Origin of the sequence: Rhodococcus sp. BP22 (genome assembly GCF_014281965.1) — a bacterium.
Lineage (GTDB): Bacteria > Actinomycetota > Actinomycetes > Mycobacteriales > Mycobacteriaceae > Rhodococcoides.
In genome coordinates this window covers 130,118-151,556 of sequence record NZ_JACFTB010000006.1, presented here as the reverse complement: position 1 = coordinate 151,556, position 21,439 = coordinate 130,118, and the positions used below count along the sequence as shown (strand labels likewise).

Annotated in this window: 18 protein-coding genes and 2 pseudogenes; 11 read left to right on the top strand and 9 right to left on the bottom strand. The window is 60.0% G+C overall.

Annotation, left to right across the window (positions count from 1 at the left end; all coding sequences use genetic code 11):
* Positions 1-91 precede the first annotated feature (91 nt).
* The 5 genes and pseudogenes from H2510_RS14555 to H2510_RS14535 all read left to right on the top strand — a co-directional run bounded on the left by H2510_RS14555 (position 92) and on the right by H2510_RS14535 (position 3,875).
* A pseudogene (locus H2510_RS14555) lies at positions 92-1,242 on the top strand (IS3 family transposase).
* A gap of 217 nt (positions 1,243-1,459) precedes the next feature.
* On the top strand, positions 1,460-2,065 hold the full coding sequence (locus tag H2510_RS14550) for a GIY-YIG nuclease family protein (RefSeq protein ID WP_186629018.1): 606 nt from the start codon (positions 1,460-1,462) through the stop codon (positions 2,063-2,065).
* Positions 2,066-2,154: 89 nt separating this feature from the next.
* Positions 2,155-2,670, top strand: coding sequence for a hypothetical protein (locus H2510_RS14545; protein ID WP_186629017.1), 516 nt, complete (start codon positions 2,155-2,157; stop codon positions 2,668-2,670).
* Positions 2,671-2,928: 258 nt separating this feature from the next.
* Positions 2,929-3,402, top strand: coding sequence for a DUF732 domain-containing protein (locus H2510_RS14540; RefSeq protein WP_186629016.1), 474 nt, complete (start codon positions 2,929-2,931; stop codon positions 3,400-3,402).
* Between the two features lie 23 nt (positions 3,403-3,425).
* Positions 3,426-3,875 (top strand): hypothetical protein, encoded by a 450-nt coding sequence (locus H2510_RS14535; RefSeq protein ID WP_186629015.1) that lies wholly within the window; start codon positions 3,426-3,428, stop codon positions 3,873-3,875.
* Positions 3,876-5,040: 1,165 nt separating this feature from the next.
* Here the strand turns inward: H2510_RS14535 and H2510_RS14530 are convergent.
* From H2510_RS14530 to H2510_RS14510, 5 genes are read right to left on the bottom strand one after another with little or no spacing between them, the layout of a single operon-like run.
* The gene (locus tag H2510_RS14530) at positions 5,041-5,661 is read right to left on the bottom strand and encodes an isochorismatase family protein (protein ID WP_186629014.1); all 621 of its coding nucleotides are present in this window, start codon (positions 5,659-5,661) and stop codon (positions 5,041-5,043) included.
* Positions 5,658-7,547, bottom strand: coding sequence for a hydantoinase B/oxoprolinase family protein (locus tag H2510_RS14525; protein WP_186629013.1), 1,890 nt, complete (start codon positions 7,545-7,547; stop codon positions 5,658-5,660). The genes H2510_RS14530 and H2510_RS14525 overlap by 4 nt, the downstream gene beginning before the upstream one ends.
* 52 nt (positions 7,548-7,599) lie before the next feature.
* A complete protein-coding gene (locus H2510_RS14520) occupies positions 7,600-9,654 on the bottom strand; it encodes a hydantoinase/oxoprolinase family protein (RefSeq protein ID WP_186629012.1) in 2,055 nt (684 codons plus the stop codon).
* 49 nt (positions 9,655-9,703) lie between these two features.
* Positions 9,704-10,909 (bottom strand): CaiB/BaiF CoA-transferase family protein, encoded by a 1,206-nt coding sequence (locus H2510_RS14515; protein ID WP_186629011.1) that lies wholly within the window; start codon positions 10,907-10,909, stop codon positions 9,704-9,706.
* Positions 10,906-11,571, bottom strand: coding sequence for a GntR family transcriptional regulator (locus tag H2510_RS14510; RefSeq protein ID WP_186629010.1), 666 nt, complete (start codon positions 11,569-11,571; stop codon positions 10,906-10,908). Before H2510_RS14510 ends, H2510_RS14515 begins: the two co-directional genes overlap by 4 nt.
* Before the next feature lie 136 nt (positions 11,572-11,707).
* Here H2510_RS14510 and H2510_RS14505 point away from each other — a divergent pair, with 136 nt between their 5' ends.
* Entirely contained in the window at positions 11,708-12,604 is an 897-nt protein-coding gene (locus H2510_RS14505) for a hydroxymethylglutaryl-CoA lyase (RefSeq protein ID WP_186629009.1), read from the top strand.
* Between the two features lie 303 nt (positions 12,605-12,907).
* Here H2510_RS14505 and H2510_RS14500 read toward each other — a convergent pair whose 3' ends face one another.
* On the bottom strand, positions 12,908-13,678 hold the full coding sequence (locus tag H2510_RS14500) for an SDR family NAD(P)-dependent oxidoreductase (RefSeq protein ID WP_261392950.1): 771 nt from the start codon (positions 13,676-13,678) through the stop codon (positions 12,908-12,910).
* On the bottom strand, positions 13,675-14,472 hold the full coding sequence (locus tag H2510_RS14495) for an SDR family NAD(P)-dependent oxidoreductase (RefSeq protein WP_222438753.1): 798 nt from the start codon (positions 14,470-14,472) through the stop codon (positions 13,675-13,677). The genes H2510_RS14500 and H2510_RS14495 overlap by 4 nt, the downstream gene beginning before the upstream one ends.
* Before the next feature lie 1,079 nt (positions 14,473-15,551).
* Here H2510_RS14495 and H2510_RS14490 point away from each other — a divergent pair.
* Positions 15,552-16,403, top strand: a complete 852-nt coding sequence (locus H2510_RS14490) for an arabinofuranosidase (protein WP_315901388.1) — start codon at positions 15,552-15,554, stop codon at positions 16,401-16,403.
* 367 nt (positions 16,404-16,770) lie between these two features.
* Positions 16,771-17,036, top strand: a pseudogene (locus H2510_RS20850) (VOC family protein); the annotation flags it as partial.
* Positions 17,037-17,135: 99 nt separating this feature from the next.
* Here H2510_RS20850 and H2510_RS14480 read toward each other — a convergent pair.
* Positions 17,136-17,516, bottom strand: coding sequence for a hypothetical protein (locus H2510_RS14480; RefSeq protein ID WP_186629008.1), 381 nt, complete (start codon positions 17,514-17,516; stop codon positions 17,136-17,138).
* Between the two features lie 133 nt (positions 17,517-17,649).
* On the opposite strand from H2510_RS14480, the gene H2510_RS14475 reads away from it, so the two are divergent.
* Positions 17,650-18,477 carry a helix-turn-helix domain-containing protein gene (locus H2510_RS14475; RefSeq protein ID WP_186629007.1) on the top strand — a complete coding sequence of 276 codons (828 nt, stop codon included), beginning with the start codon at positions 17,650-17,652 and terminating at the stop codon, positions 18,475-18,477.
* Here the strand turns inward: H2510_RS14475 and H2510_RS14470 are convergent.
* A complete protein-coding gene (locus H2510_RS14470; protein WP_186629006.1) occupies positions 18,430-19,032 on the bottom strand; it encodes a TetR/AcrR family transcriptional regulator in 603 nt (200 codons plus the stop codon). The genes H2510_RS14475 and H2510_RS14470 overlap by 48 nt on opposite strands.
* A gap of 201 nt (positions 19,033-19,233) precedes the next feature.
* Here H2510_RS14470 and H2510_RS14465 point away from each other — a divergent pair, with 201 nt between their 5' ends.
* On the top strand, positions 19,234-20,178 hold the full coding sequence (locus tag H2510_RS14465; RefSeq protein ID WP_186629005.1) for a metal-dependent hydrolase: 945 nt from the start codon (positions 19,234-19,236) through the stop codon (positions 20,176-20,178).
* On the top strand, positions 20,175-21,338 hold the full coding sequence (locus H2510_RS14460; RefSeq protein WP_186629004.1) for a hypothetical protein: 1,164 nt from the start codon (positions 20,175-20,177) through the stop codon (positions 21,336-21,338). Before H2510_RS14465 ends, H2510_RS14460 begins: the two co-directional genes overlap by 4 nt.
* The last annotated feature ends 101 nt before the right edge of the window (positions 21,339-21,439 follow it).

Sequence of the window (21,439 nt, the reverse complement as noted above, 5' to 3'; positions counted from 1 at the left end):
CCCGGCAAGTCCGGAGACTTTGATGTACCCCGAGTTTTCCGGAGTTCGTTTGTTTTACTTCAGGCATTGATGCACCCGAGAGAGGTCCACGATGCCCCGACGTTATCCACCCGAGTTCCGCCGGAAAGTGCTCGATCTGTTGAAGTCAGGACGCACGGTCGCCGAGGTCGCCTCAGGTCTCGATGTAACCGAGCAGACGATCTACAACTGGCGTAACCAGGAGCTCATCGATACCGGGCAGAAGCCTGGGCTGAGCTCGATCGAGAGCGCCGAACTCGCCGCCGCCCGTCGTCGTATCGCCGAACTGGAGACCGAGCTCGCCATTGCCAAACGCTCCACGGAACTGCTGAAGTCGGTGGTGCTCCCAAAAGGCGGTTCGAAGCGATCGAGGTGATGGCAAAGGAAGGACTACCAGTACAAACCGCATGTCGCATTCTGGAGGCGTCGGAGTCCGGCTTCTACGAGTGGCGCAATCGCCCACCCTCGGAACGCTCGCTACGTCACGCATGGCTGACGCAGCTGATCACCGAGGTTCATACCGCCTCGCATGGCACCTACGGGGCCCGCCGAGTTCATGCTGAACTCACCCTTGGTCACGGTATTGCCGTCGGACACGGTTGTGTCGAATTGTTGATGAGAGCTGCTGGTGTGAAAGGACTTCCGGGAAACAAGCGTGCGCGTTCCAAGCATCAAACCCCGACTGCGAGCGATCTCGTGGACCGTAAGTTCGCCCGCGGGGAGCCGAACAAACTGTGGGTCACAGACATCACGGAGCATCCTACGCGCGAAGGCAAGGTCTACTGCGCCGTTGTCTTGGATACGTTTTCGAGGCGGGTCGTCGGGTGGTCTATCGACAGTTCTCAGACGGCGACGTTGGTGACGAATGCTCTGGGAATGGCCATTTCGAATCGGGGCCCGACGCCCGGCACTTTGATTCATTCCGACCACGGAGTGCAATTCACATCGTGGGCGTTCACCCGCCGGGCGCACGAATCGGGACTGGTCCCGTCGATGGGATCGATCGGCGATTGCTACGACAATGCTGTCATCGAATCATTCTGGGGCAGAATGCAAACCGAACTCTTGAACAGGAAGCGATGGAGAACGAGGATCGAATTGGCCAACGCCATGTTCGAGTACCTCGAGATCTTTCACAATCGCCAACGCAGGCACAGCGCTCTCGGGATGCTGACACCGATCGAGTTCGAGAACGTACACTTCACACATCAACCCGTAGCCTGAAGTCAAATATGACGGCGCCACGAAACACGGGGCACATCATCTCCGGACACGCCGGGGTGATTCATAACAACCAGAGCACCGACCACGAGCAAACCGACGACTATGATATGTGGGATCTTTGACGGGGAGTCGTCTACATCAGTCTCGGGGATCTTGTCAGTCACCCGAGCATTCAACTAGGCAGTCCGCTGTCATAGTGACGTGACACGATCTGCACATGAACGACCACCACTCCCTCTACCTCGGCGCACAGCTCTACAACCGCACTGAAGTCTTGACCAGGCCGTGTCCCGTTCCCGCCATGCCCGGTGTCTACGGTTGGTGGTTCGATCAACTCCCATCAAGTGACATCGACACATCCGACTGCCAAAAGCGGGATGGACTGACGCTCCTGTACGCAGGCATAAGCCCTAGCAGGCCGCCGATGAACGGCAAAGCCCCCAGTAAGCAGAACATTCGTAAACGTATCCGCTACCACTACCGGGGTAATGCATACGGTTCGACCTTGCGCTTCACTCTTGGATCGCTGCTGTCAGAGGAACTTGACATTAAGCTACGACGTGTTGGATCTGGGAGGCTGCACTTCCATCAAGGGGAGTGGGCGATCAACGACTGGATGGACAAACACGCGTTCGTTTCGTGGGTGACGCATCCCGAGCCTTGGGTGCTCGAAGGCGACTTAATCGAGCAGTACGACCTCCCGCTCAACCTGATGGGGAATACTCGCAACTCGTTTCATGCCCGCCTTACCAAGGCGCGTTCAGATCAACGGGCCGGTGCTCTTGATCTGCCTGTTCTACAGAACGCCGGCAAGCGTCCGTAGCAGGTGCGGCGTAGTCCGGTCATTCAATCAGATGAACGGTGGTTACGGCATACGGTGAACCGTCGTACGGGAGAACTTAAGATCTACCCATGACACCATTTGGCACGCAGGTATTGGTCGGCATTGTCGCAGTCGCGTCGCTACTTTTAGGCCTTTATAACCTCTGGTTCGCACACAAAGCACCTGTGAGGGCGCGTCAGCGTGAGCTGGAGGACGAGTTGAGAACTAAAATTGAAGAGCTAAAGGCGGTGATGGAAAAGTCCGTCGAGTCCATCAAACGAGGTAGCCACTCGAATCCAGAGGTGCCCGACGTCATCGAACAATGCTCGACTTCCCTGAAACCGATGGCTAAGCGTCTGAGCGATGGCGAGTTGAGGGTCAAAGTGGCGAGCCTTGGTGACAGCACATTCCACGTAAGCAACGCATGGTTCGATGTCGCCTCTGGACACAAGTATCCGGAGCAAACTACCGAGCGCAAGACGATCGCAAGTGAGACCGAACTTAGAGAACGTATCCAGACCGTGCTCCCTGACGTGAAGTCAGTTGTTGCGATACTCAATCGCAAAGACCGTGGCGGTGGCAACAGAAGCTATATCAATTACTAGTCATTTAAGTGCAGAATCTGTGAATAACTCGATTGCATTTCGAAAAATATTATTGACTTTACAACTCGAATGTCTCATGGCAATTTATGACAACTTAATAAGGAATCAAGGGTTTATCTGAGGTTAATGTATGTGTTGTAGTTTACTATCATATTTGGATTATTAATATAACACATTCGTGATGTTTATACAATAGAAAAGTAACGTTTTCGACTGTTCTCGCGATCGGCATAGTAACTCACCGATTTAGGAGAACCAATGGCAAACAAGAGCAACGCCGCGGAGAACTTGAACTTCAAGCCGGTCTTGATCGTGGTGTGCATCATCGGTTTGATCATCTTTGCGATTGTTCAGGCATGCTCGGGAGGTGAGGGCCAGGACAACGCGTCGTCCGATTCGCCGACAGCCAGCAGGTCGTGGCCAAGTGAGTCGATCGATATTGTGCCGGCGCCACCTGCACCCATGAATCCGGAAGACATGGTTCCTGGTGTCGACTACAATCCTGACGAGGTTTACTTGACCAACCTCAGACTGGGCGGTGTCCCTGTGGGGGAGGAAGCCGACGCCTTGACTGTCGCTCACGGGATCTGCGATGGCCTAGATTCAGGCGTCGATATTCGGCGTTACCAGGCAGCGGGTACAGGATCGGGACTAACGACTGATCAAGCGAGCTACACAATCGGTGCTGCGGTCAACGCTTACTGTCCTCAGTACGAGTACATGCTGAACTAAACTCTGTACAAAATCATGCGTTTGTGCCATCAATAGATGCTTATATTGCAGATCAAATAACTGAGAAATTAAACATGCAGGCGGGCGGGCGCCCTTTAAGATTCAAGGCAACGTTCGAATTAGAGCAAGCGATTGCCGCTTACTTCGACGATTGCCACCCTCACGTTGCTAAGCGGATGGTTGAGACAGGCGCGAAGGCCGACGGCGACACGATGTTCGAGCTGCGAAACGTATTGCATATCAAAGTTGGACAAAAGGGGGACATGAAGCAGATAGTATCGGCGGCCACGACGCCTGATATTCAACCGAGCGTAACCGCGGACTGTCTAAACTCAGGGGACGAGTTGGAAGTCCAGTACATTGTTGTCCCGTTTTATCAGATAAAGGGGGCTACACGAAAAGCGAGAAACCTAGAATCGTACCAGGACCGGCGCGCTGCTTACATTACGGTTGCGGTCGGGCTGTTCGGGTAGATTGGATCTTTTTCGATAGTTGCAATTGCAGGCGGTGGGTTTACACCGCAGCGCTAATTGAGACCGCACTAGTGGGCATATCGTTTGCTCTGGCTCGCTTTGTCCTCATGACTGAGTTTGATCTGCTGCGATAGAATGGCATCTGGTGTCGACAGTCGTAATGTGTTTTATTAGTGATAGATGGCATCGTTTGACTCTCACGTAAATCTCTTGATCGGCACAGTCCAGATCCCACATCCCCCTCGACAACGGGGGAGAGCTTTACGCTGATGCCCGGTGATGGCACACGCTTCCAGCCGAACATGCCGGTGACGGTGTTCTCTGACGCTGTTGAGCTGCCTACCCATGACAATGCCGAAATTGGCTACCTCCGTAGCTCGACGGCAACCTACTGACCATCACCCGTGCCCATGAGTGCAGTACGCCGATGCAGGTTGCTGCAGGATGGAAGGTGATGGCAGGGTCACGGCGAAGACGCTGACTGACATCGAAGATGCTATTGATGCCAAGGCCGACAGGTCGTACGTCGACGCACAGGACGCATCCATAGCGAGTTCTGCACAGGCGGCACTAGTTATCCACACGTCTGCAACAGATAACCCGCACTAAGTCACCAAGGGTCAGATTGGCCTAGGGAATGTGGATAACACGTCGGATGCCGGTGAACCGGTCTCAACTGCCCAGGGGGCGATCAACGCCACGAAGGTCGACAAGGTGGCCGGCAAAGGGCTGAGTACAAACGATTACACGACTGTCGAACAGACAAAGCTCGCTGGCATAGCCACTGGTGCAACGCAGAACAGCTCTGACGCGTCTTTTCGCGATAGATCTACACATACTGGTGTGCAAGCTATTTCGACTGTAACAGGGCTTCAAACGGCCTTAGGCGCTAAGCAACCGACGATCGGCTTTACGCCTGAGAACGCGGCAAAAAGGGTGTGCTGGTGGTTACGCATGAATCCGTCAAGTGTCGGTTCGAGTCCGACTGGGGGCACTCGAGGCGGCTTGGATCCACAATTGTGCACCGCAGACCTTCCTGGATCTGCGGTTCACAGCGAATGCGACTCGTTGTCAAAGTCCGCGTGGTTGGGTGTAAAGGCTACGCCGGCACTTTATCTGGCCTTTCTTTCGCTAAATCAACCTGGACTCTGTCCGTCGCCGACAACTACCGTCCGAGTAGCTCCTGTGCCTCAGCCAGGGTGAGGACGTCTGCGTACTTGGCCTGCAGATCGAGCAGGTTCGACTCGTGCATTCCGATCTCGCGATCGCCGCAGGCGTCGGAAACCACCAACGGCCGAAAGCCATGTTGCAGAGCGTCGGTGGCGCTCGCGCGGATGCATCCACTGGTGGTCAACCCGCAGATGTAGAGCGTGTCGATCCCGCGTGCGGTGAGCGTCGCGGCGAGTGAGGTACCGAAGAATGCGCTCGCGTACTGCTTCGTCACCACAGTCTCACCCTCGAGAGGCCGCGGATCGGGCGGAAAGTCGCCGAGTGCAGAGCCCTCCTCGAACACTGTCAGAGCGGGAATCTTGTGCATGAACAAGCCGCCGTCGAGACCACCGGGCTGATAGCTGACCCGTGTGAAGACGACGGGGACCCCGGCGTCCCTCGCCGCCGCGACCAGAGCTGCGGCGGCGCTCACGGCAGCCTCGACGGGCGCGCGGAGAGGCGACCCGTCGACGAGGTATGCCTGGACGATGTCGACGACCAGCACTGCGGCACTGCGCCCCGGCCCCAGGTCGCCGGCGAACCCCGACTGCCGATACGAACTGAGGGCATCGTTCATGCGCGCACGGCTTTACGCACGTTCACCGGCGGGCGAGGTGCCGGCAGTCCTGTCTCCTCTTCGCACCGTTCGAGTAGTACCTCGATGGATGGACCCTTGTCGAAAACTTGGATCTCGCCGCGTTCGGACACCATCTTCTCGCGAAGGATGGTCGATGCATCGGAGTCCACTGAACCCTCTGCGTCGCAGACGATTCCGTACCCGGTACGAGCTCCTTCGGTGCTGACGAGGCCGCGCTGAACTTCGAGACCGACCAACTCGGGGTCGCGAGCGAACGGGTCTCCCCAGCCGCCGCCGCCCCAGGTGACGAAGTGCAGAACGTCGCCACGTGCGACCTCCACGTCGTGGATCTTGCTGGGCAGTATCTCGATCTCGCCCGACGCTCGGATAAGCCACTTCTTTCCGCGCGCACCGGGTTTGCCCCCGTTCACACCCCACGGGTAGGTGAGCCAGCGATCGTCGTGAATGGCGATCGTTCCCGGCTCCTCGAAGTAGTAGGCGACGTCGACACCGTTGCCGCCGCGGTGCAATCCTGCTCCGCCGGTGTCGATTACCGTCTCCCAGCGCTCGATGCGCAATGGGTAGTACGACTCGAGGTACTCGCACGGGATGTTCACGAACGACGGCCACAGCGAATGCCCGTCGGGCCCGTCGCCCATCGGTCGACCGGGAATGCCGCCGAATCCGATGGAGTACAGCTGGAACCACTCACCGTCACGTGATCCTCCGTCGTAATGTCCGGAGTACATGAAGTGCGGCGACGACGAGAAGCCCGCGGCATTGAGGATTTCGGGATTGTTCTTGCCCAACAGTCCACCGAAGAGATCGAAGACGCGGCCGATTCCATGGTTGCGGCCGTTGAGTGCAGCGGGATAGCGCGGTTTCCAGAACGAGTCCTCCGGGATGGTCACGTCGATCAGCGGATAGAACCCGTCGTTCCACAGAATTTGTGGATCGGCGACCGTGATGACGTAGATGCCGAAGAACATCCGGACCAGATTCTCGTTGATGAAGTAGTTGATCGGGCCGACCGCCTGCGGCGCAGCCTTACTGAAATCGAGGTGGATCTTCTCGCCGTGCCGCGTCAACGTGATCGTGAGTTCGTAGGGGCCGTAACCACATCCGTCGTCGCAGATGAAGTCGCTGAACTCGATCGTCTCACCGTCGACGAACAATACCGCCAACAGGACCTTCATCGCCTGGTAGTTCCGCTCGAGCAACGCGTCGAGTGCCGACAGGTAGACGTCGACACCGAAGCGGTCGCACAGTTCGACGATGCGCCGCGACGCAGTGGTGCACGCCGCCACCAAACCGTTCAGGTCCGCGCGGTTCCAGTCGGGCTTGCGGACCTGATTGAGAATGATGTCGAGCGCAGTTTTGTTCAGCTGCCCTTCGCTGTAGAGCTTGAAGGGCGGGATGATGACGCCCTCCTCGAAGATGGTGTGCGCGTCGGTGGGCATGGAGGAAGGGGTCTTGCCACCGACGTCGGCCATATGACCGAACATCGACGACCACCCGACGACGCGACCGCTGTGGAAGATCGGCAGGACGATGAGCCAGTCGTTGGCATGACTGATAGCGGCACCACAGGCGTAGGGGTCGGAGGTCAGAAGAATGTCGCCCTCGCCGACGGTTCCGTTGTAGTTGTCGAGGAAGTCGGGGACGGACAGACCGAACTGACCAACCACCATCTTTCCTTTTGGATCGGCGATGAGGGGGAATTCGTCGTGCTGTTCGCGGATGCCGGGCGACAGTGCGGTGCGGAAGAGCACCTCGTCCATCTCGGCTCGGGCGTTGCGTAGGGCGTTCTCGATGATGTCGAGCGTGATCGGGTCGACCGGAACCGTGGTGAACGGTGTTTCCGAGGTCTCGATGATCGTTGCCATCAGTTCTCCTGAAATCGAGTTGTGCGAGGAAGGTTTCGGTGTTCGGCGCCGATCAGACGGGATCGATCAACAGGCAAGCACTTGAATGCACCCTCGCGGCGTGTCCGGAGAGCACCAACGTCGTCGAGTCCATCTCTGTAATGACCGCCGGGCCGGTCACGATGTTGCCCGCCAGCAACTTTGAACGGTCGTAGATGCCGGCCGAGCAGTATTTTCCGTCCATCCACACCTCGTTCGTCGATACCAGAGCCGCGGACGGATCCTCGTCTCCGGTTTCGAGTGCCTGGAATGCTACGTCGGGTCGCGGCCCGCTGACGGTGACGCGGAGGTTGATCACCTCGCGTTCGTTCTCGAGCAAGAACGAGAACAGACGCTGGTGCTCGTCGTCGAAGGCGATTCCCAGCGTCGACAACAGATCACCGGACTGAAGTGCTGCCGGGTCCAGATCGACAGGAATCTCGAACCCCTGTCCCTGATAGCGGAGGTCGACTTGGTATTTTGCCGTCTGTTGTTCCGGGGCAACTCCCTCCGTCTTCAATCGTGCGGCAGCCGATTCAGCCAATTCGGCAAGGGCAGTGCGTAATTCGTCATTGTCGATGGCGGAGAACGCCCGAATCATTGTGCGTGCACTCTCGTCACGAAGACAGGTGGTGGCGTCACCGTATGCGCACAACACTCCGGGAGACGGAGGCACGATCACCGGCCACGATCCGGTGAGGCGGCCGAGGGCGTTGGCGTGGAGTGGTCCCGCGCCACCGAACGAGACGAGCGCGAATTCGCGGGGATCGAATCCTTGCTGCACACTCACCAGTCGCAGTGCGCCGAACATGTTCTCGTTGACGATATCGACGATGCCCGACGCTGCCTCCTCGGGGCTGCCGAGGCCGATGGCATCGGCAATGGTGGCAACTGCTTTCCGGCTTGCCTCGACGTCGAGTTCGACCTCGCCGCCGGCCAAGGCGGTCGGTAGATATCCCAACACCACGTTCGCATCGGTGACGGTGGGGTCCGTTCCGCCCTGGCCGTACGCAGCCGGTCCTGGATCGGCGCCGGCGGACTGCGGGCCCACGCGAAGTGCGCGCGTCAACTCCGGCACATGTGCGATGGAGCCACCGCCGGCGCCCACGGTCCGGACGTCCACACTGGTTGCGCGAACGGCGAGGTCACCAACCTTGGTTTCGCGTCCGATGCGTGGTTCACCGTCGAGCACCAAGGCAACGTCCGTGGATGTGCCACCCATGTCGAATGTGAGGAAGTTCGAGAATCCGGCCTGCTCGGCGAACCAGACTGCTCCCGTGACTCCGCCTGCGGGGCCCGACAACAACAGGGAGACCGGGGCTTCGGCGGCTTTCGCCGATTGCACCAACCCGCCGTCGCTACGCAGGATCGACAGCGGAGCGGTGATGCCCTTGTTTTGCAACGATGTGTCGAGGTTCCGTACGTAGCGCGAGACCTCGGGTTGCACGTAGCTATTGGCGACCGTGGTGAGTGTTCGCTCATACTCACGCATTTCGGGCAGGACATGGCTCGAGATGGAGATCGGGATGCCCGGGAGTTCGACTTCGGCCCACTTCGCAACCTGCTTCTCGTGTGCGTCGTTCGCGTACGAATTGATCAGCGAGATGGTCAACGCTTCGATGCCGGAACCAGCCAGACGCTGGAGTTGTGCGCGCGCCTGCGTCTCGTCGAGAGGTGTGATCTCACCGCCATCCGCGCCGATGCGGCCGATGATCTCGACGGTGTTCTCGAGTGCTGCGAGCGGCTCAGGTTTGGGCCAGATGATCCATCCCGCAAGGCCTCCAGGCACGTAGGACCGCGCGATCTGTAGAACCTGCCGGAATCCGTCGGTGGTGACGAGCCCGACGCGGGCACCCCGCCCTTGCAGGATCGCGTTGGTCGCAACCGTGGTGCCGTGCAGGACCTGACTGATCTCCGAAGGCTCGATATCAGCTTCGGAACATACCTTGGCGATACCGTTGAGTACTCCGACGGACTGATCCGCAGGGGTCGACGGAGTCTTGGCTCGGTAGGTGATTCCAGTGGTCTCCTCGAGTAGCAACACGTCGGTGAATGTCCCGCCGACGTCGACGCCGAGTCGATAGCGCATAGGTGTTCTCCCGTGATGTGCGGTGCGTGGGTGGTGGGCGTGGTCGAGCTCAGATGATGCCGCGCTCGGCGAGCGCAACCCGGTCCGATTCGGAGATGCCGAGCAGACGTCCGTAAATTTCGGAGTTGTGCTCTCCCAGTTCGGGTCCGGGGTGGTTGACGGAGCCCGGGCTGTCACTGAGTTTGGGTACGACGCCGGCCATCGGAATCTCGCCGAAGTCGGGATGCGCCAACCGGACGATGGCCTCGCGGGCCTTGAAATGCGGATCGTCGAACATGTCACGAGCGGTGTAGATGCGACCCGCGGGAACTCCGGCCTCGTGCAGGATGTCGAGGACCTCGTCGGTTCCTCGCGTCGCCGTCCACGCCCCGATGATGTCGTCCAGCTCGACCATGTTCGCTCCTCGCGCAGCGTGATCGCAATACAGAGGATTGTCGATCAGGTCTGTTCGATCCATCGCCGTGGCCAGGCGTCCGAAGACTGAATCCTGGTTCGCCGCGACGAGGATCATTTCCCCGCCCTTGGTGGGGTACACGTTGCTCGGAGCGATGTTGGGGAGCACGGAACCTGTACGTTCTCGCTGGTAACCGCCGATCGCGTACTCCGGGAGCAATGACTCCATCATCGCTAGCACCGCTTCGTAGATTGCAGAGTCGACTAGCTGCCCACGCCCGGTTCGCTCACGGTGATGTACCGCGGTGAGGACGCCGATGGTCGCGAAGACGGCCGCCAGTGAGTCGCCGAGCGAGATGCCGCTCCGTGACGGTGGCATGTCCGCATTGCCTGTGACGTAACGGATTCCGCCCATGGCCTCGCCGATCGAACCGAAGCCGGCCCGGGGGGCGTAAGGCCCGTTCTGGCCGTACCCGGTGACTCTGGCCATGATCAGTCGTGGATTGATCTTGCGCATCTCCTCGAATCCCAGCCCCCATCGCTCGAGCGTGCCCGGTCGGAAATTTTCGACGACGATGTCGGCATCAGCGATGATTCTGCGTGCGAGCGCTTGCCCTTCCTCGCTGCGGAGGTTGCAGGTGACCGACTTCTTGTTGCGCGCGACGACGGGCCACCAAAGGGACTTGCCGTGCGACTTCTCTCGGCCCCACTGACGCATCGGGTCACCGGTGCCTGGTGGCTCCAGCTTGATCACTTCGGCGCCGAAGTCTGCGAGCAGCTGTCCGCAGAAGGGGCCTGCCAGAAGTTGACCCATTTCGACCACGCGCAGGTCGGACAGTGGTCCAGCGGGTGTCTTGCTCATTTGCTGTTCCTTCTTTCATCGGCCTCGAGTGACTGCAACAAAACATGTTTCGCGGCGCGCACATGTGCACGCATGACGGAGTCGGCCCACGTTTCGTCGCCGGCGCGCAGCGCTGCCACGAGATCGCGATGGTGCGCGTGGCTACGGGTGAGATCGGCTGGTGCGAAGCGGTGAAAGGTGCGCAACACCAGAGGAAGTTGGACCACCGCGCCGAGCATCGGCATCAGTCGGGTGCTCGCTGCTGCGGTGCGCACGATGGAGTGAAATTCGTCGTTCAGCTGGGCCATCAGGTCGAGTTGTTGCGCTGCACCGCCTCTCGCCGCGATCTCCATAAGATCGCAGAGCTCGCTCAGGCGGTCGACGTCCTTCTCGCTGATGCGCTTGGCTGCGCGCGCCGCGGCCATCGCCTCCAGAGTCATGCGCAGGTCGTAGATCTCGTCGAGATCGTCGGCTGTCCATTCGTATACCCGGGCACCCTTGTTCGGAAGGACCTCGACGAGCCCTTCCATTTCCAGTTGCCGTAGCGCCTCCCGGACCGGTGTACGACTGGTCGCGGTCAGCTCGGCGAGCTCAACCTCGCCGAGGCGGGAGCCGGGTGCAAATTTTCCTGACACGATGCTGTCCCGAATGTGGGAGTACACGCGGTCTACGGCCCTCGTCATGGGCGGCTCCGATCGCTTGTCGATTAATTGTTCACAATCTATTCCCAAGGTTCGGTGTTTGTCCTCGTAATCCGGGTTAATTTTTTGTTTCGCATAGCTATTGCATGCAATTGGTTCAGGGGAGAGGATGTCTTGTATGAGTGCGGTAGAACTTGTGGAAGTAGGTCCTCGTGACGGGCTGCAGAACGAGCAGGCCCTGTTGTCGGTGGACGCCAAGATCGAGTTGATCGGTCGGAGCGTGACCGCGGGTGTCCGTCGAATCGAGGCCGTGAGTTTCGTCAACCCGAAGCGAGTGCCGCAGATGGCCGGTGCGGAGGAGGTAATGGCCGGCGTTCCGCGCCCCGACGGCGTTTCCTACATCGGGCTGGTCTTGAACCGTCGAGGTCTCGACAGAGCGCTCGCAGCGAGCGTCGACGAGATCAACGTGGTGGTCGTGGCATCCGAGGAGTTCAGTCAGCGCAACCAGGGATGCTCGGTGGAGGAGGCGGTGAGGACCGCACGAGAGGTAATTCGTGAGGCTCGAAAGGCGGGTGTCCCCGGCACGGTGACCATCGCTGCTTCCTTCGGTTGCCCGTTCAGCGGTGAGGTCGATCCTGCCTTTGTGGGCACTATCGTCGCGCAGATCGCCGAGGCCGATCCCGCGGAGATCGCTTTGGCTGACACTATTGGAGTCGGGGTTCCTGCTCAGGTTCGCCGATTGGCAGAGATCGCGACTGCGAATGCTCCCGGCGTTCCCCAGCGTTGGCATTTCCACAACACGCGAAACACCGGTTATGCCAACGCATTGACTGCGCTCGACACTGGTGCACGTGCATTGGACGCAAGCATCGGTGGGTTCGGTGGATGTCCATTCGCGCCGGCTGCGACAGGCAACATTGCATCCGAGGATCTGATCTACGCGCTCGATCGCTCCGGAGTTCACACCGGTGTGGACGGACGAGTGCTGATCGACGCCGCCAACTGGCTGGGTAGTGCCCTGGATAAAGACGTGCCCGCTCTACTCGGCCGTGCGGGTTGGTTCCCCTCTGCCTGAGTAACTGCAGAAGCATCCCTGATCTCGCGGTTCGAAGATGTCGATCTGTCGTTTCTGGCGATCATCGTCACCTTCGGAACCGCACATCACATTGTCCGAGCCGTCATCGAGTCGTTCATTTAGACCCGTCGCCTCGGATCATCCAGGTAGGTTCGACCAGCAGCAGCTGGAATATAGGCGAGTACGAGACGATGGAGTGATCGGTACAACGATGTACCCGTCGTATCGCAGTTGTCGGTGCCGTTCACCACGGTTGTCTCCCCAGCCCACTGGATGGGTACAGTCGCAGTCCGTACGGAAGATTCAGGGCATCACGTCACCGGAATTGGGACCGAGTACTTGTCCGACATAGAGGTTTCCACCTGGGTCGCTCGCCAGCAGAACTGCGGTGGGAGATACCTCCTCGACATAGCCGAATCTGCCCAGTGGCAGCGCTGCTCGCATGGCTTCTTTCCATCCAGTATCGACGCCGCCCAGCAGTGGAGTCTCGATGGGGCCGGGCGCGATGGCATTGACCAGCACACCATGTGGAGCCATTTCCCTCGCCAGGGCTTTGGTCAGCCCGATGACGCCGGCCTTGGCCGCAGAGTAGTGGACAAGGCCTACTCCGCCCTTGATTCCCAACTGGCTGGCGATGTTGATTATGCGACCGGCACCCTGCTTTACCATGTGCGGGGCGGCCCACCGACAGCACAGGAACACGCTGGTCAAGTCGACTGCGATCATCTGCTCCCACATGTCGACTTCCATCTCGACAAACGGAGACTCGGTCACCGTACCTGCCGAGTTGACCAGCACGTCCACGCCTCCGAGGTCAGATACACACTGCTCGACCATTGCGCGAGTTCGATCACGGTCGGCGACATCTACAACGACAGTCGACACTGTGGTGCCGTTTCTTTCGAGGCGTTCCCGGACAATGTCGAGGGACTCTTCGTCGCGGTCCGCCAGGAATAGTCGCGCGCCCGCGGCAGCGTACGCATCAGCGATGCTCGCGCCGATACCGCTGCCGGCTCCCGTGATCAGTGCCCGTCGACCGTGTAATGCCCTCAGCGTCATGCTCTCCCCGCTCATCCGGGCAACCTCATCGTCAGGCCGCCGTCGACGACGAGGTGCTGGCCGGTGATGTAGCTGGCGTCTTCGCTGGTCAGGAATCGGATGGCGCGGGCAACCTCGTCGGCGCTGCCGACTCTGCCTGCCGGAATACCGGCGCTTGCCCGGGCCAACCCTTCCGCTCCCAACGAGTTCTCGGCGTCCAATGATTGCGGTGTTTCGATCAGGCCTGGGATGATCGCATTGACTCGAATTCCACGAGGCGCCAACTCGACCGCCAGTGATCGGCACAATCCGAGGAGACCCGACTTCGCCGCCGCGTAATGCGCGTGCTCGTCCCAGCCGTACACTCCACCCGCAATCGAGGATAGAGCGATCATCGCTCCGCCTTCGGTCATCCGCGCTGCTGCGGACCGAAATGTCCGCAATACTCCCGTGAGATCGACGTCCAACATGCCGTTCCAGGTGGAATCATCCATCTCGTCGATCGCCGCGCGGCGGAGGATCCCCGCGCTGGCAACCGCGATGTCCAGGCGTCCGTATTTGTCGACAGCCTGCTGGGCGAAGGCCTCGACCTCCGCGGAGTCGCGGACGTCGACTGCCACCGCGATGCATTGGCCGCCAGCTTCTTTCACCGCGGCAACGGTCTTTTCCACGTCGTGCGGGTCGCTGGGGAAGTACCCTACGACGCTGGCTGCGCCGGCCCGTGCGTATGCCACTGCCAGCGCCTGCCCAATGCCGCTGGCACCTCCCGTGATCACTGCGACCTTACCGGCCAGTCCATCGTCACGTCGGAGCACATTGGAAGTCGACATCGTCAATCCTTTCTCGAACCTTGTTACTGGACTGCGTCGGAAGTGCCGAGGATGGGCAGTGATCAACGCAGACCGATGAACTGCGGGATATTGGACTTGTTCCGCTGGGGGATCTACGTAAGAACTGTGGGATCTACGAAAGAACGTTTGCAAGAACTTCCTCGAAGGCGCTCCTACGAAGGTATGTGATGAGCGTTACCTCGTCAAGAATTCAACTGTACGGGCCGCACTGAATGGGCAAGACAGCGCTGTAGGAACGCAAAAGTGAAATAGTCTGGGCAGAATGTCATTTCGAGGAGTTCGTCACCCGTCTTGCCTGCCAGCTGTGGGACCTCGATCATGAGATCAAAGCTCTCGACAAGCCGAAGTTCTCTCTCACTGCCGGCGACCTCGCGGTCTTCGGTAGCGCAGCGAAACTTGCTGCGTACGCGTGTCTCTACCGTCCTCAAATGACAGGGCGCTTCGTCAATGTCGGTGCGCAGCTGTACACCGAGGTTCACGACCGTCCGCTCGGGCGCAGCGAATAAGGCTCGGTGCCACGAGAGTGTCACAGATTTGTACGTTCGAGGATGGACCGATTTGGACGATCATGTACGAAAACTGTTGCGAACAAACTAATAGTGGGTCCACCGAGGTTCACTTCCATGAACTTGAATCCGTGCAGTGTCGGTTCCAGTCCGGCTGAGGCGCCCGAGTCCACGAATTCGCCTACGGTGACGTCGTCGGTTAGCGCACCGGCAATCCGGCCACGACCTTCTCGAACCGCTGCGTGGTCTCGCTCCGCAGTTCGTTGAACAATGCAACGGTAAATCTCATCTTTGTCGAATGTAAAAACCGCTCCGCGGCCCGCGATGAATGATGCGTCGGTCGTTCTGCGGACATGTACCGCCCGCCCGTAACGATCTTGCTCGGAGTCGGCCAAAACGGCGCGAAACGCAGCAGTTGCCGTTGATACTGCACCGGTGACTTCGACCAAACGAACCTGTTTGTCCGCGATATCTACAGCGCTACTTGTTTTCGCAGCATCGTTGGTCGCAGGCCCGGGGAGCAGCGCTGCACAGCCGGCCTCGCGATACACGATGGTGGCGTTCAGCAACGCGAGTGACCGCGATATGGATGTGTACGAGTCGGGCGACGCTACTTCGTTCCAACTCGTCCAACATTCGGCGTATCGGCCACCGTCAGGGCTTGTGCGTGACCCGAGCATCTTCAAGAACGCAGACGGGCTGTATTACGTCACCTACACAACGGCGGACGGGGCGAACATCGGGTTCGCTCGCAGCCCTGACCGCATCGACTGGACGTCCATGGGGACGTACCCGGTTCCGTTTTGTTGCGCCTTCATGCCCGGTACAGGAGACGGTGTCGGTTTCGTGAATCTACCGGGCACCGGATCGGCAGGGTCTTCGGACGGACCATCGCTGTCACCGTTCGTCACCAAAGCGTGGGCGCCCGAATGGTTCGTAGACGGCGACCGCGTCAATGTCATCCTTTCGTTGTCGACCGGCGGAGGGTTCGTGCCGTACATGATGACGGCGCTCGAGCCCTCGCTCAGATTGTGGAGTCTGCCTGTTCCGCTCGCCGGGATCGGCGCGGACCATATCGACACCACTGTGGTGAAGGTTGGATCGACCTATCATGCGTTCACCAAAAACGAGACGAAGAAGGTAATCGAGCATGCGGTCGCCTCGTCGGCCACGGGACCCTATTCCTTCGTCCCGTCCGGAGACTGGGGCACAATGCTGGAGGGGCCTGCCCTGGCAGAGTTGCCGAACGGTGCCTGGCGGATATATCTCGATGCATACACCGAAGGCAAGTATCTGTATTCCGACAGCACGGATGGCTTGAAAACGTGGTCGGCTACACACGAGCTTCCAGGCCTTTCCGGGACGGTGCGCCATCTGGGCGTGATGAGTGAGCCAGCACAGTAGACGTCGATTCAGTCGAGTGTGAGCAGCCCGACCGAGGCAAGCCCTACAGCGTAAGCATCACCGCCGCAACGTCATCGACAGCGGTATCGGGGGATAGCGGTCGCGGCGTGTTCGAGCATCAGCAATCGCGCGTCGGAAATCTCCTGCGCGAGAGCCTCGCCGTTGCCGATGGGGAAGGGCTCGTGCTTGCCGCGGACCACCAGCGTGGGGATCGCAGTTTCGGGTAGGAGTTTTCCGCCAGCGCGGCGCGCACTTCAAGTGCGCAAACACAATTCCCATCTGATTGGCCATGGGACGCAAAACGTCGGTCCAATAGGCATCAGGTGGCTGAAGAGTTGGTCCATGGTGGACAGTCCGCTGCAACTGAACGTACGAGCCTGACGGTCGCCTCGAGCTTTTCGAGTACATCCACCCCGAGGCGATCGAGACGGAGCCCATCCTTCCGAACGCAATCGGCATGCATCGCGTCGCTTTCTCGGTCGACGATCTCGACGCGGCCCTCGGATCGCTGCGAGGCACGGTTGCTACCCACTGCGCGGGGTCGCGAGATACGGGGACGTCTACAAGCTCACCTACGTCCGCGGCCCCAGTGGCATCATCGTGATGCTCGCCGAGGAGCTGAACAAGAGCTGACGCACCGTCTTGGTGGATGGATGGGGGGGTGACGGCAGGCCCCTGGTGAAGCCTGCCGTCACGTAAGTTGTTTTCCTGTTGGCGCCTGCGCTCCAGGTGTCAGGCCGGCACCGGCGTTCGCAATTCCCGTCGGGCCGCAGCTTGGAGCGCAGTCAGGGCCGCCACGGCCAGTGCCTGGGCCAGAACGAACAGCACACCCCAGCCGGTGAGGCCGCCCCAGCCGCCGATGGCGAAGGTGATGCTCGCGGCAACCCAGACCAAGTTGAGGACAACGACTTCCCTCACCAGGGCGGGAGTCGGATGGGCCGAGACCCAGGTGACGAACCCGGCCCATGCCAGCAGGCCGAGGCCGACTACGACGGACAGCGTCACGGCCAGTCCCAGTGGGTCTTTCAGTACTCCAGCGAGAACGATCAGTAGAACTCCGAGGCCGCCGGAAGCCAGGGCGTCGAGTCGAAGGAGAGTGCGGATCTGGTTCATGGCTTACTCCTAAAGAATGTCGGGTCGACGGCCGGTCCGACGACCATGACGACAACCGTGCCTCCCGCAATGAGCGGAGTCGATTACCTACGAGGTCATGGTGATTACGTCGATCCGTTGTCAGACTGGTCCGATGACGACCACTACTGCTCCGGTCACGTTCGGCGCTCTGCTGCGGCAGTGGCGATCTCATCGACGAGTGAGTCAGCTCGAACTGTCTAGTAAGGCCGAGGTGTCGACCCGGCATCTGAGCTTCGTCGAAACCGGCCGATCCCAACCCAGCCGTGAGATGGTGCTGCGGATGTGTGTGCACCTCGATGTGCCTCTGCGCGAGCGCAACCGGCTTCTGCTGGCCGCTGGATTCGCGCCGGTGTATCCCGAGAACGACTTGGCTTCACCGCAGATGGAGCCGGCTCGTATCGCAGTGCGTGAGGTTCTCGAAGCACACTCGCCCTATCCCGCGGTGGCAGTGGACCGAACCTGGAACATCGTCGACGCGAATGCCGCGGTCGCCGTCCTCACTCAGGTCGTGTCACCGGCCCTGCTTGCCGATCAACCGCTCAACGCGCTGCGGCTCACCCTGCATCCCGACGGAATGGCGCCGCACATCACCAACCTCGGCCAGTGGCGCGCCGCGGTTCTCGCTGCGCTACTGCGCAGCGCCCATGCCCGAGCCGACGCCGAGATGCTCGCGCTGCACGAGGAGCTCCTCACTTATCCGGGGGGTGAATCGGATGGTGATCGCGTGGTCACGGACCCAGGTGCCGTGTACGTGCCGCTGAAACTTCGTGTCGGAGATATCGATCTGTCGTTTCTGGCGATCATCGCCACCTTCGGAACCGCACTGGACATCACATTGTCCGAGCTCGCAATCGAGTCGTTCTTTCCTGCAGACCCCGTCACCTCGGAGTATCTACGCGGGTTCGACAAGCAAGACGACCGGCCCCAGCCAGCGCTTTAGGTAGCGACGCAGGTCTTGCTCGCTCCGGGGCGGGTTTCCCGGGGAGATGAAGAACGACTGCATGGTTCGAAGTTGATGTTCGACGAGTTCGCGGAGGGCTTGCTCGTCGTAACCGTGGTGTTCCCAGTCGACGTCGAAGCGTCTGATCATGGTCATCCCGAAAGCCATGGCCTCGTCCGAGGCGATGCCTTCGGTGTGTGAGTGCGCGCCCGACAGCATGATGGCCAGATGGGGGGTCCTGGGTACGTCGCCGAGTGCGAACATGACGGCTTCGACGACGGCTTCGGCCGGATCGTCGATGCCACGCACGTGTTCGGTGAGACGATCGAGGAAGGCTCCGACGGACGCTATGGCAGCGGCCCGGAAGAGAGCGTCGGCGCTGGGGAAGTACCGGTAGACAGTTTGCCGGATGACACCGAGAGACTCCGCGACGTCGGCGATGGTGACTTCACCCTCCGTGCTGCCGATGAGTTCGACGGCAGTATCGACGATCCGCCGGGCGGCGTCGTCGTCGCTCTCAGGTGGTGCCCCACCCCACCCGCGCCTGCGTGCCACTTTTGGTGTGTCCTCGTTTCGCCCGTCGGGTCGTCAGCGTTCGTTGCTGGATTCCCGAGAGTATCGCGAATGACTGCGCCACTGTGGCACCTCGTTACTCGTGCCCAACCTGGATTCGGGGGATTCCCCCAACCTCAACATACGTAGCGACGCGGTGATGTATGTTCGTCGCACTATGTCAGCAACAGAGAGGTGTCGTACATGACCGACCTTCATCCCCGGAAGATGGATTTCGGGTTCGAGGACGCGGACGTCCCATTCGTGTGGAACCCGGAGAACCCGGCATGGTCGAGCATGTCGAACGCGGTGTCGTTCCTGGCAATCGGTTTCGAAAAGATGATCGTGAAAGCGATCATCCAGTCCAAGCCGTTGATGACCGACCCTGTGGTCGCAGAGGAGGCCATGGCGTTCATGCGTCAGGAAGGTCATCACTCGACCGCTCATCGGCAGCACGTGAAGGCCCTGATCAGGCGGTATCCCGGACTGCAGAACACGCTCGATGCAGTACTCGGTGAGTACGACGTACTTACCGAGGCGACCTCGTTGAACTATCGACTCGCCTACACCGCGGACCTCGAAGCGACGTTCACCCCGGTGTTCAAACTGATGCTCGACAACGAAGCCACCTTGTTCGCACCGGGCGACGACCGTGTTGCGTCGCTGTTCCTATGGCACTTCGTAGAGGAAGTCGAGCACCGCAGTTCCGCGCTCATCATCTTCGATGCCCTCGTGGGCAACGAGGGCTATCGCGTGCGGATGGCGCCGTCGATTTTCGCCCACGTGATGAAGGTGATTCGGATTGCCTGCGCGGGGTTCAACCAGCATGTTCCGCTCAAGGATCGGCAGGTCGACTCGTTGTCGATGTTCGCATCCCACCGCGCCAAGCAGAAAGTGCTCACCCTCTTCGCTCCCTACCTGAGCAAGGGGACGATGCCGCGAGCGTTCGACGGCCTGCCCCTCAAAGAACAGTTCACTGCCCTCGCAGGAGCCGCCCGGAGTCAAATGCCCCGGCACAAGCCCGAACACGAAAAGCTCCCGGCGCTTGCCGACGCATGGTTCAAGCGTTACGACGAGGGTTACGACTGCACACGCTGGTATAGCGCTGCGCCGTCCGATCAGTCGATCGGATCGAGGTCCGACCGATGACAGACCTCTGTACGTCCACCTTCGATCAGCTCTCGACTGCGCTGGGTTTCTCGTGCGAAGAAGCCGGCGGACTGTTCGAGCTTCGCAGTCCGTTCGGGTTGGAGAACTGGACTCTGCCGGTGCTCGAGCTCATGATCGTGCTCGGATCGGTGCTCGCGCTCGTCTATGCAATCGTGCGCCTACGTCGTCACGGTGACCCCACCAACCTGGTCGTGTGGTTCGGTGCGACGGCCTTCCTGTTCATCATCGAACCGCCGCTGTACTTCCCGGCAGCGTTCGGGATCGAGGAACACGTCGACACGATGTTCGCGCACAACCTCTTCACCGTCGAATTTCTGTGGGGACGACTCCCGCTCTACATTGTGGCGATCTATCCGCTGATGGCGACGCTCGCCTTCGAGATCGTCCGGATGCTCGGCGTGTTCCGCAGGTACGGTGTCATTCTCGGTGCTGTGTGTGTCGGATTCGTCCACCACGCGTTCTACGAGATCTTCGATCAGCTGGGCCCGCAGCTGCGGTGGTGGGAATGGTCGACCGCCAACCCGATCAACCAACCTATGTTCGATTCCGTCCCGATACCGAGTGTCGTCGTGTTCGCTGCGCTGTGGCCGATGTCGTTGGCGTTGTGCGTCCAGTTCTTCGTAGGCCGTCACGTCGATCAGGGCAGACACTTCACCGGACTCGAATTGATCTGGCGCACCGTGGTGATCGGATTGCTGGCGTCGGTTGGCACGTTCGTCCTGCCACTTCCGGCGACGGTTTTCGGGATGGGTAGCGATACCGTTCGGGGCATTCTTTACGCGGCCGAGCTTGTAATTTTGGCGCTCGTGGCGATCCCCATCCTCATCCGCCAGTGGCGCGCATTGCGAGTTGGACAAGCGCGCGAGCCGGCATATTCGAACGACTTCGTCCGTATCTACAGCCTCGTTTACCTCGGCGTTATGGCAGCGCTGTGGGCGAGCGCGTTGCCGGACTTCTTCTCCGCAGTCGACGGCATCACCGGCAACGGCGATCCGATCGGCAGTCTCTGGTACACGCTCGGATGTTTCGTCGTCGTAATCGGTTGTGTTGCCGCGATATTTACGATCCCCCGCTCGAGTTCGCCCGGCCTACGCACCGGACCTGACTCCGCAACTCAGCCGCAAGTCGACGCGAAGTAGACCGTCCTAGCCTCGTCGTGGTCGATAGTCACCACGGCGTGGTTAGGCTCTAGTGCGTGACGCCCCCCGCCGACGACCCCCCTGAGAAGCGTCGATGGTTC

Bases quoted from the DNA above. Each gene is read 5' to 3' on its own strand.
- H2510_RS14550 (WP_186629018.1), top strand. From the start codon at position 1,460: ATGAACGACCACCACTCCCTCTACCTCGGCGCACAGCTCTACAACCGC.
- H2510_RS14545 (WP_186629017.1), top strand. From the start codon at position 2,155: ATGACACCATTTGGCACGCAGGTATTGGTCGGCATTGTCGCAGTCGCG.
- H2510_RS14540 (WP_186629016.1), top strand. From the start codon at position 2,929: ATGGCAAACAAGAGCAACGCCGCGGAGAACTTGAACTTCAAGCCGGTC.
- H2510_RS14530 (WP_186629014.1), bottom strand. From the start codon at position 5,661: ATGAACGATGCCCTCAGTTCGTATCGGCAGTCGGGGTTCGCCGGCGAC.
- H2510_RS14525 (WP_186629013.1), bottom strand. From the start codon at position 7,547: ATGGCAACGATCATCGAGACCTCGGAAACACCGTTCACCACGGTTCCG.
- H2510_RS14520 (WP_186629012.1), bottom strand. From the start codon at position 9,654: ATGCGCTATCGACTCGGCGTCGACGTCGGCGGGACATTCACCGACGTG.
- H2510_RS14515 (WP_186629011.1), bottom strand. From the start codon at position 10,909: ATGAGCAAGACACCCGCTGGACCACTGTCCGACCTGCGCGTGGTCGAA.
- H2510_RS14510 (WP_186629010.1), bottom strand. From the start codon at position 11,571: ATGACGAGGGCCGTAGACCGCGTGTACTCCCACATTCGGGACAGCATC.
- H2510_RS14505 (WP_186629009.1), top strand. From the start codon at position 11,708: ATGAGTGCGGTAGAACTTGTGGAAGTAGGTCCTCGTGACGGGCTGCAG.
- H2510_RS14500 (WP_261392950.1), bottom strand. From the start codon at position 13,678: ATGAGCGGGGAGAGCATGACGCTGAGGGCATTACACGGTCGACGGGCA.
- H2510_RS14495 (WP_222438753.1), bottom strand. From the start codon at position 14,472: ATGTCGACTTCCAATGTGCTCCGACGTGACGATGGACTGGCCGGTAAG.
- H2510_RS14490 (WP_315901388.1), top strand. From the start codon at position 15,552: ATGGTGGCGTTCAGCAACGCGAGTGACCGCGATATGGATGTGTACGAG.
- H2510_RS14480 (WP_186629008.1), bottom strand. From the start codon at position 17,516: ATGAACCAGATCCGCACTCTCCTTCGACTCGACGCCCTGGCTTCCGGC.
- H2510_RS14475 (WP_186629007.1), top strand. From the start codon at position 17,650: ATGACGACCACTACTGCTCCGGTCACGTTCGGCGCTCTGCTGCGGCAG.
- H2510_RS14465 (WP_186629005.1), top strand. From the start codon at position 19,234: ATGACCGACCTTCATCCCCGGAAGATGGATTTCGGGTTCGAGGACGCG.
- H2510_RS14460 (WP_186629004.1), top strand. From the start codon at position 20,175: ATGACAGACCTCTGTACGTCCACCTTCGATCAGCTCTCGACTGCGCTG.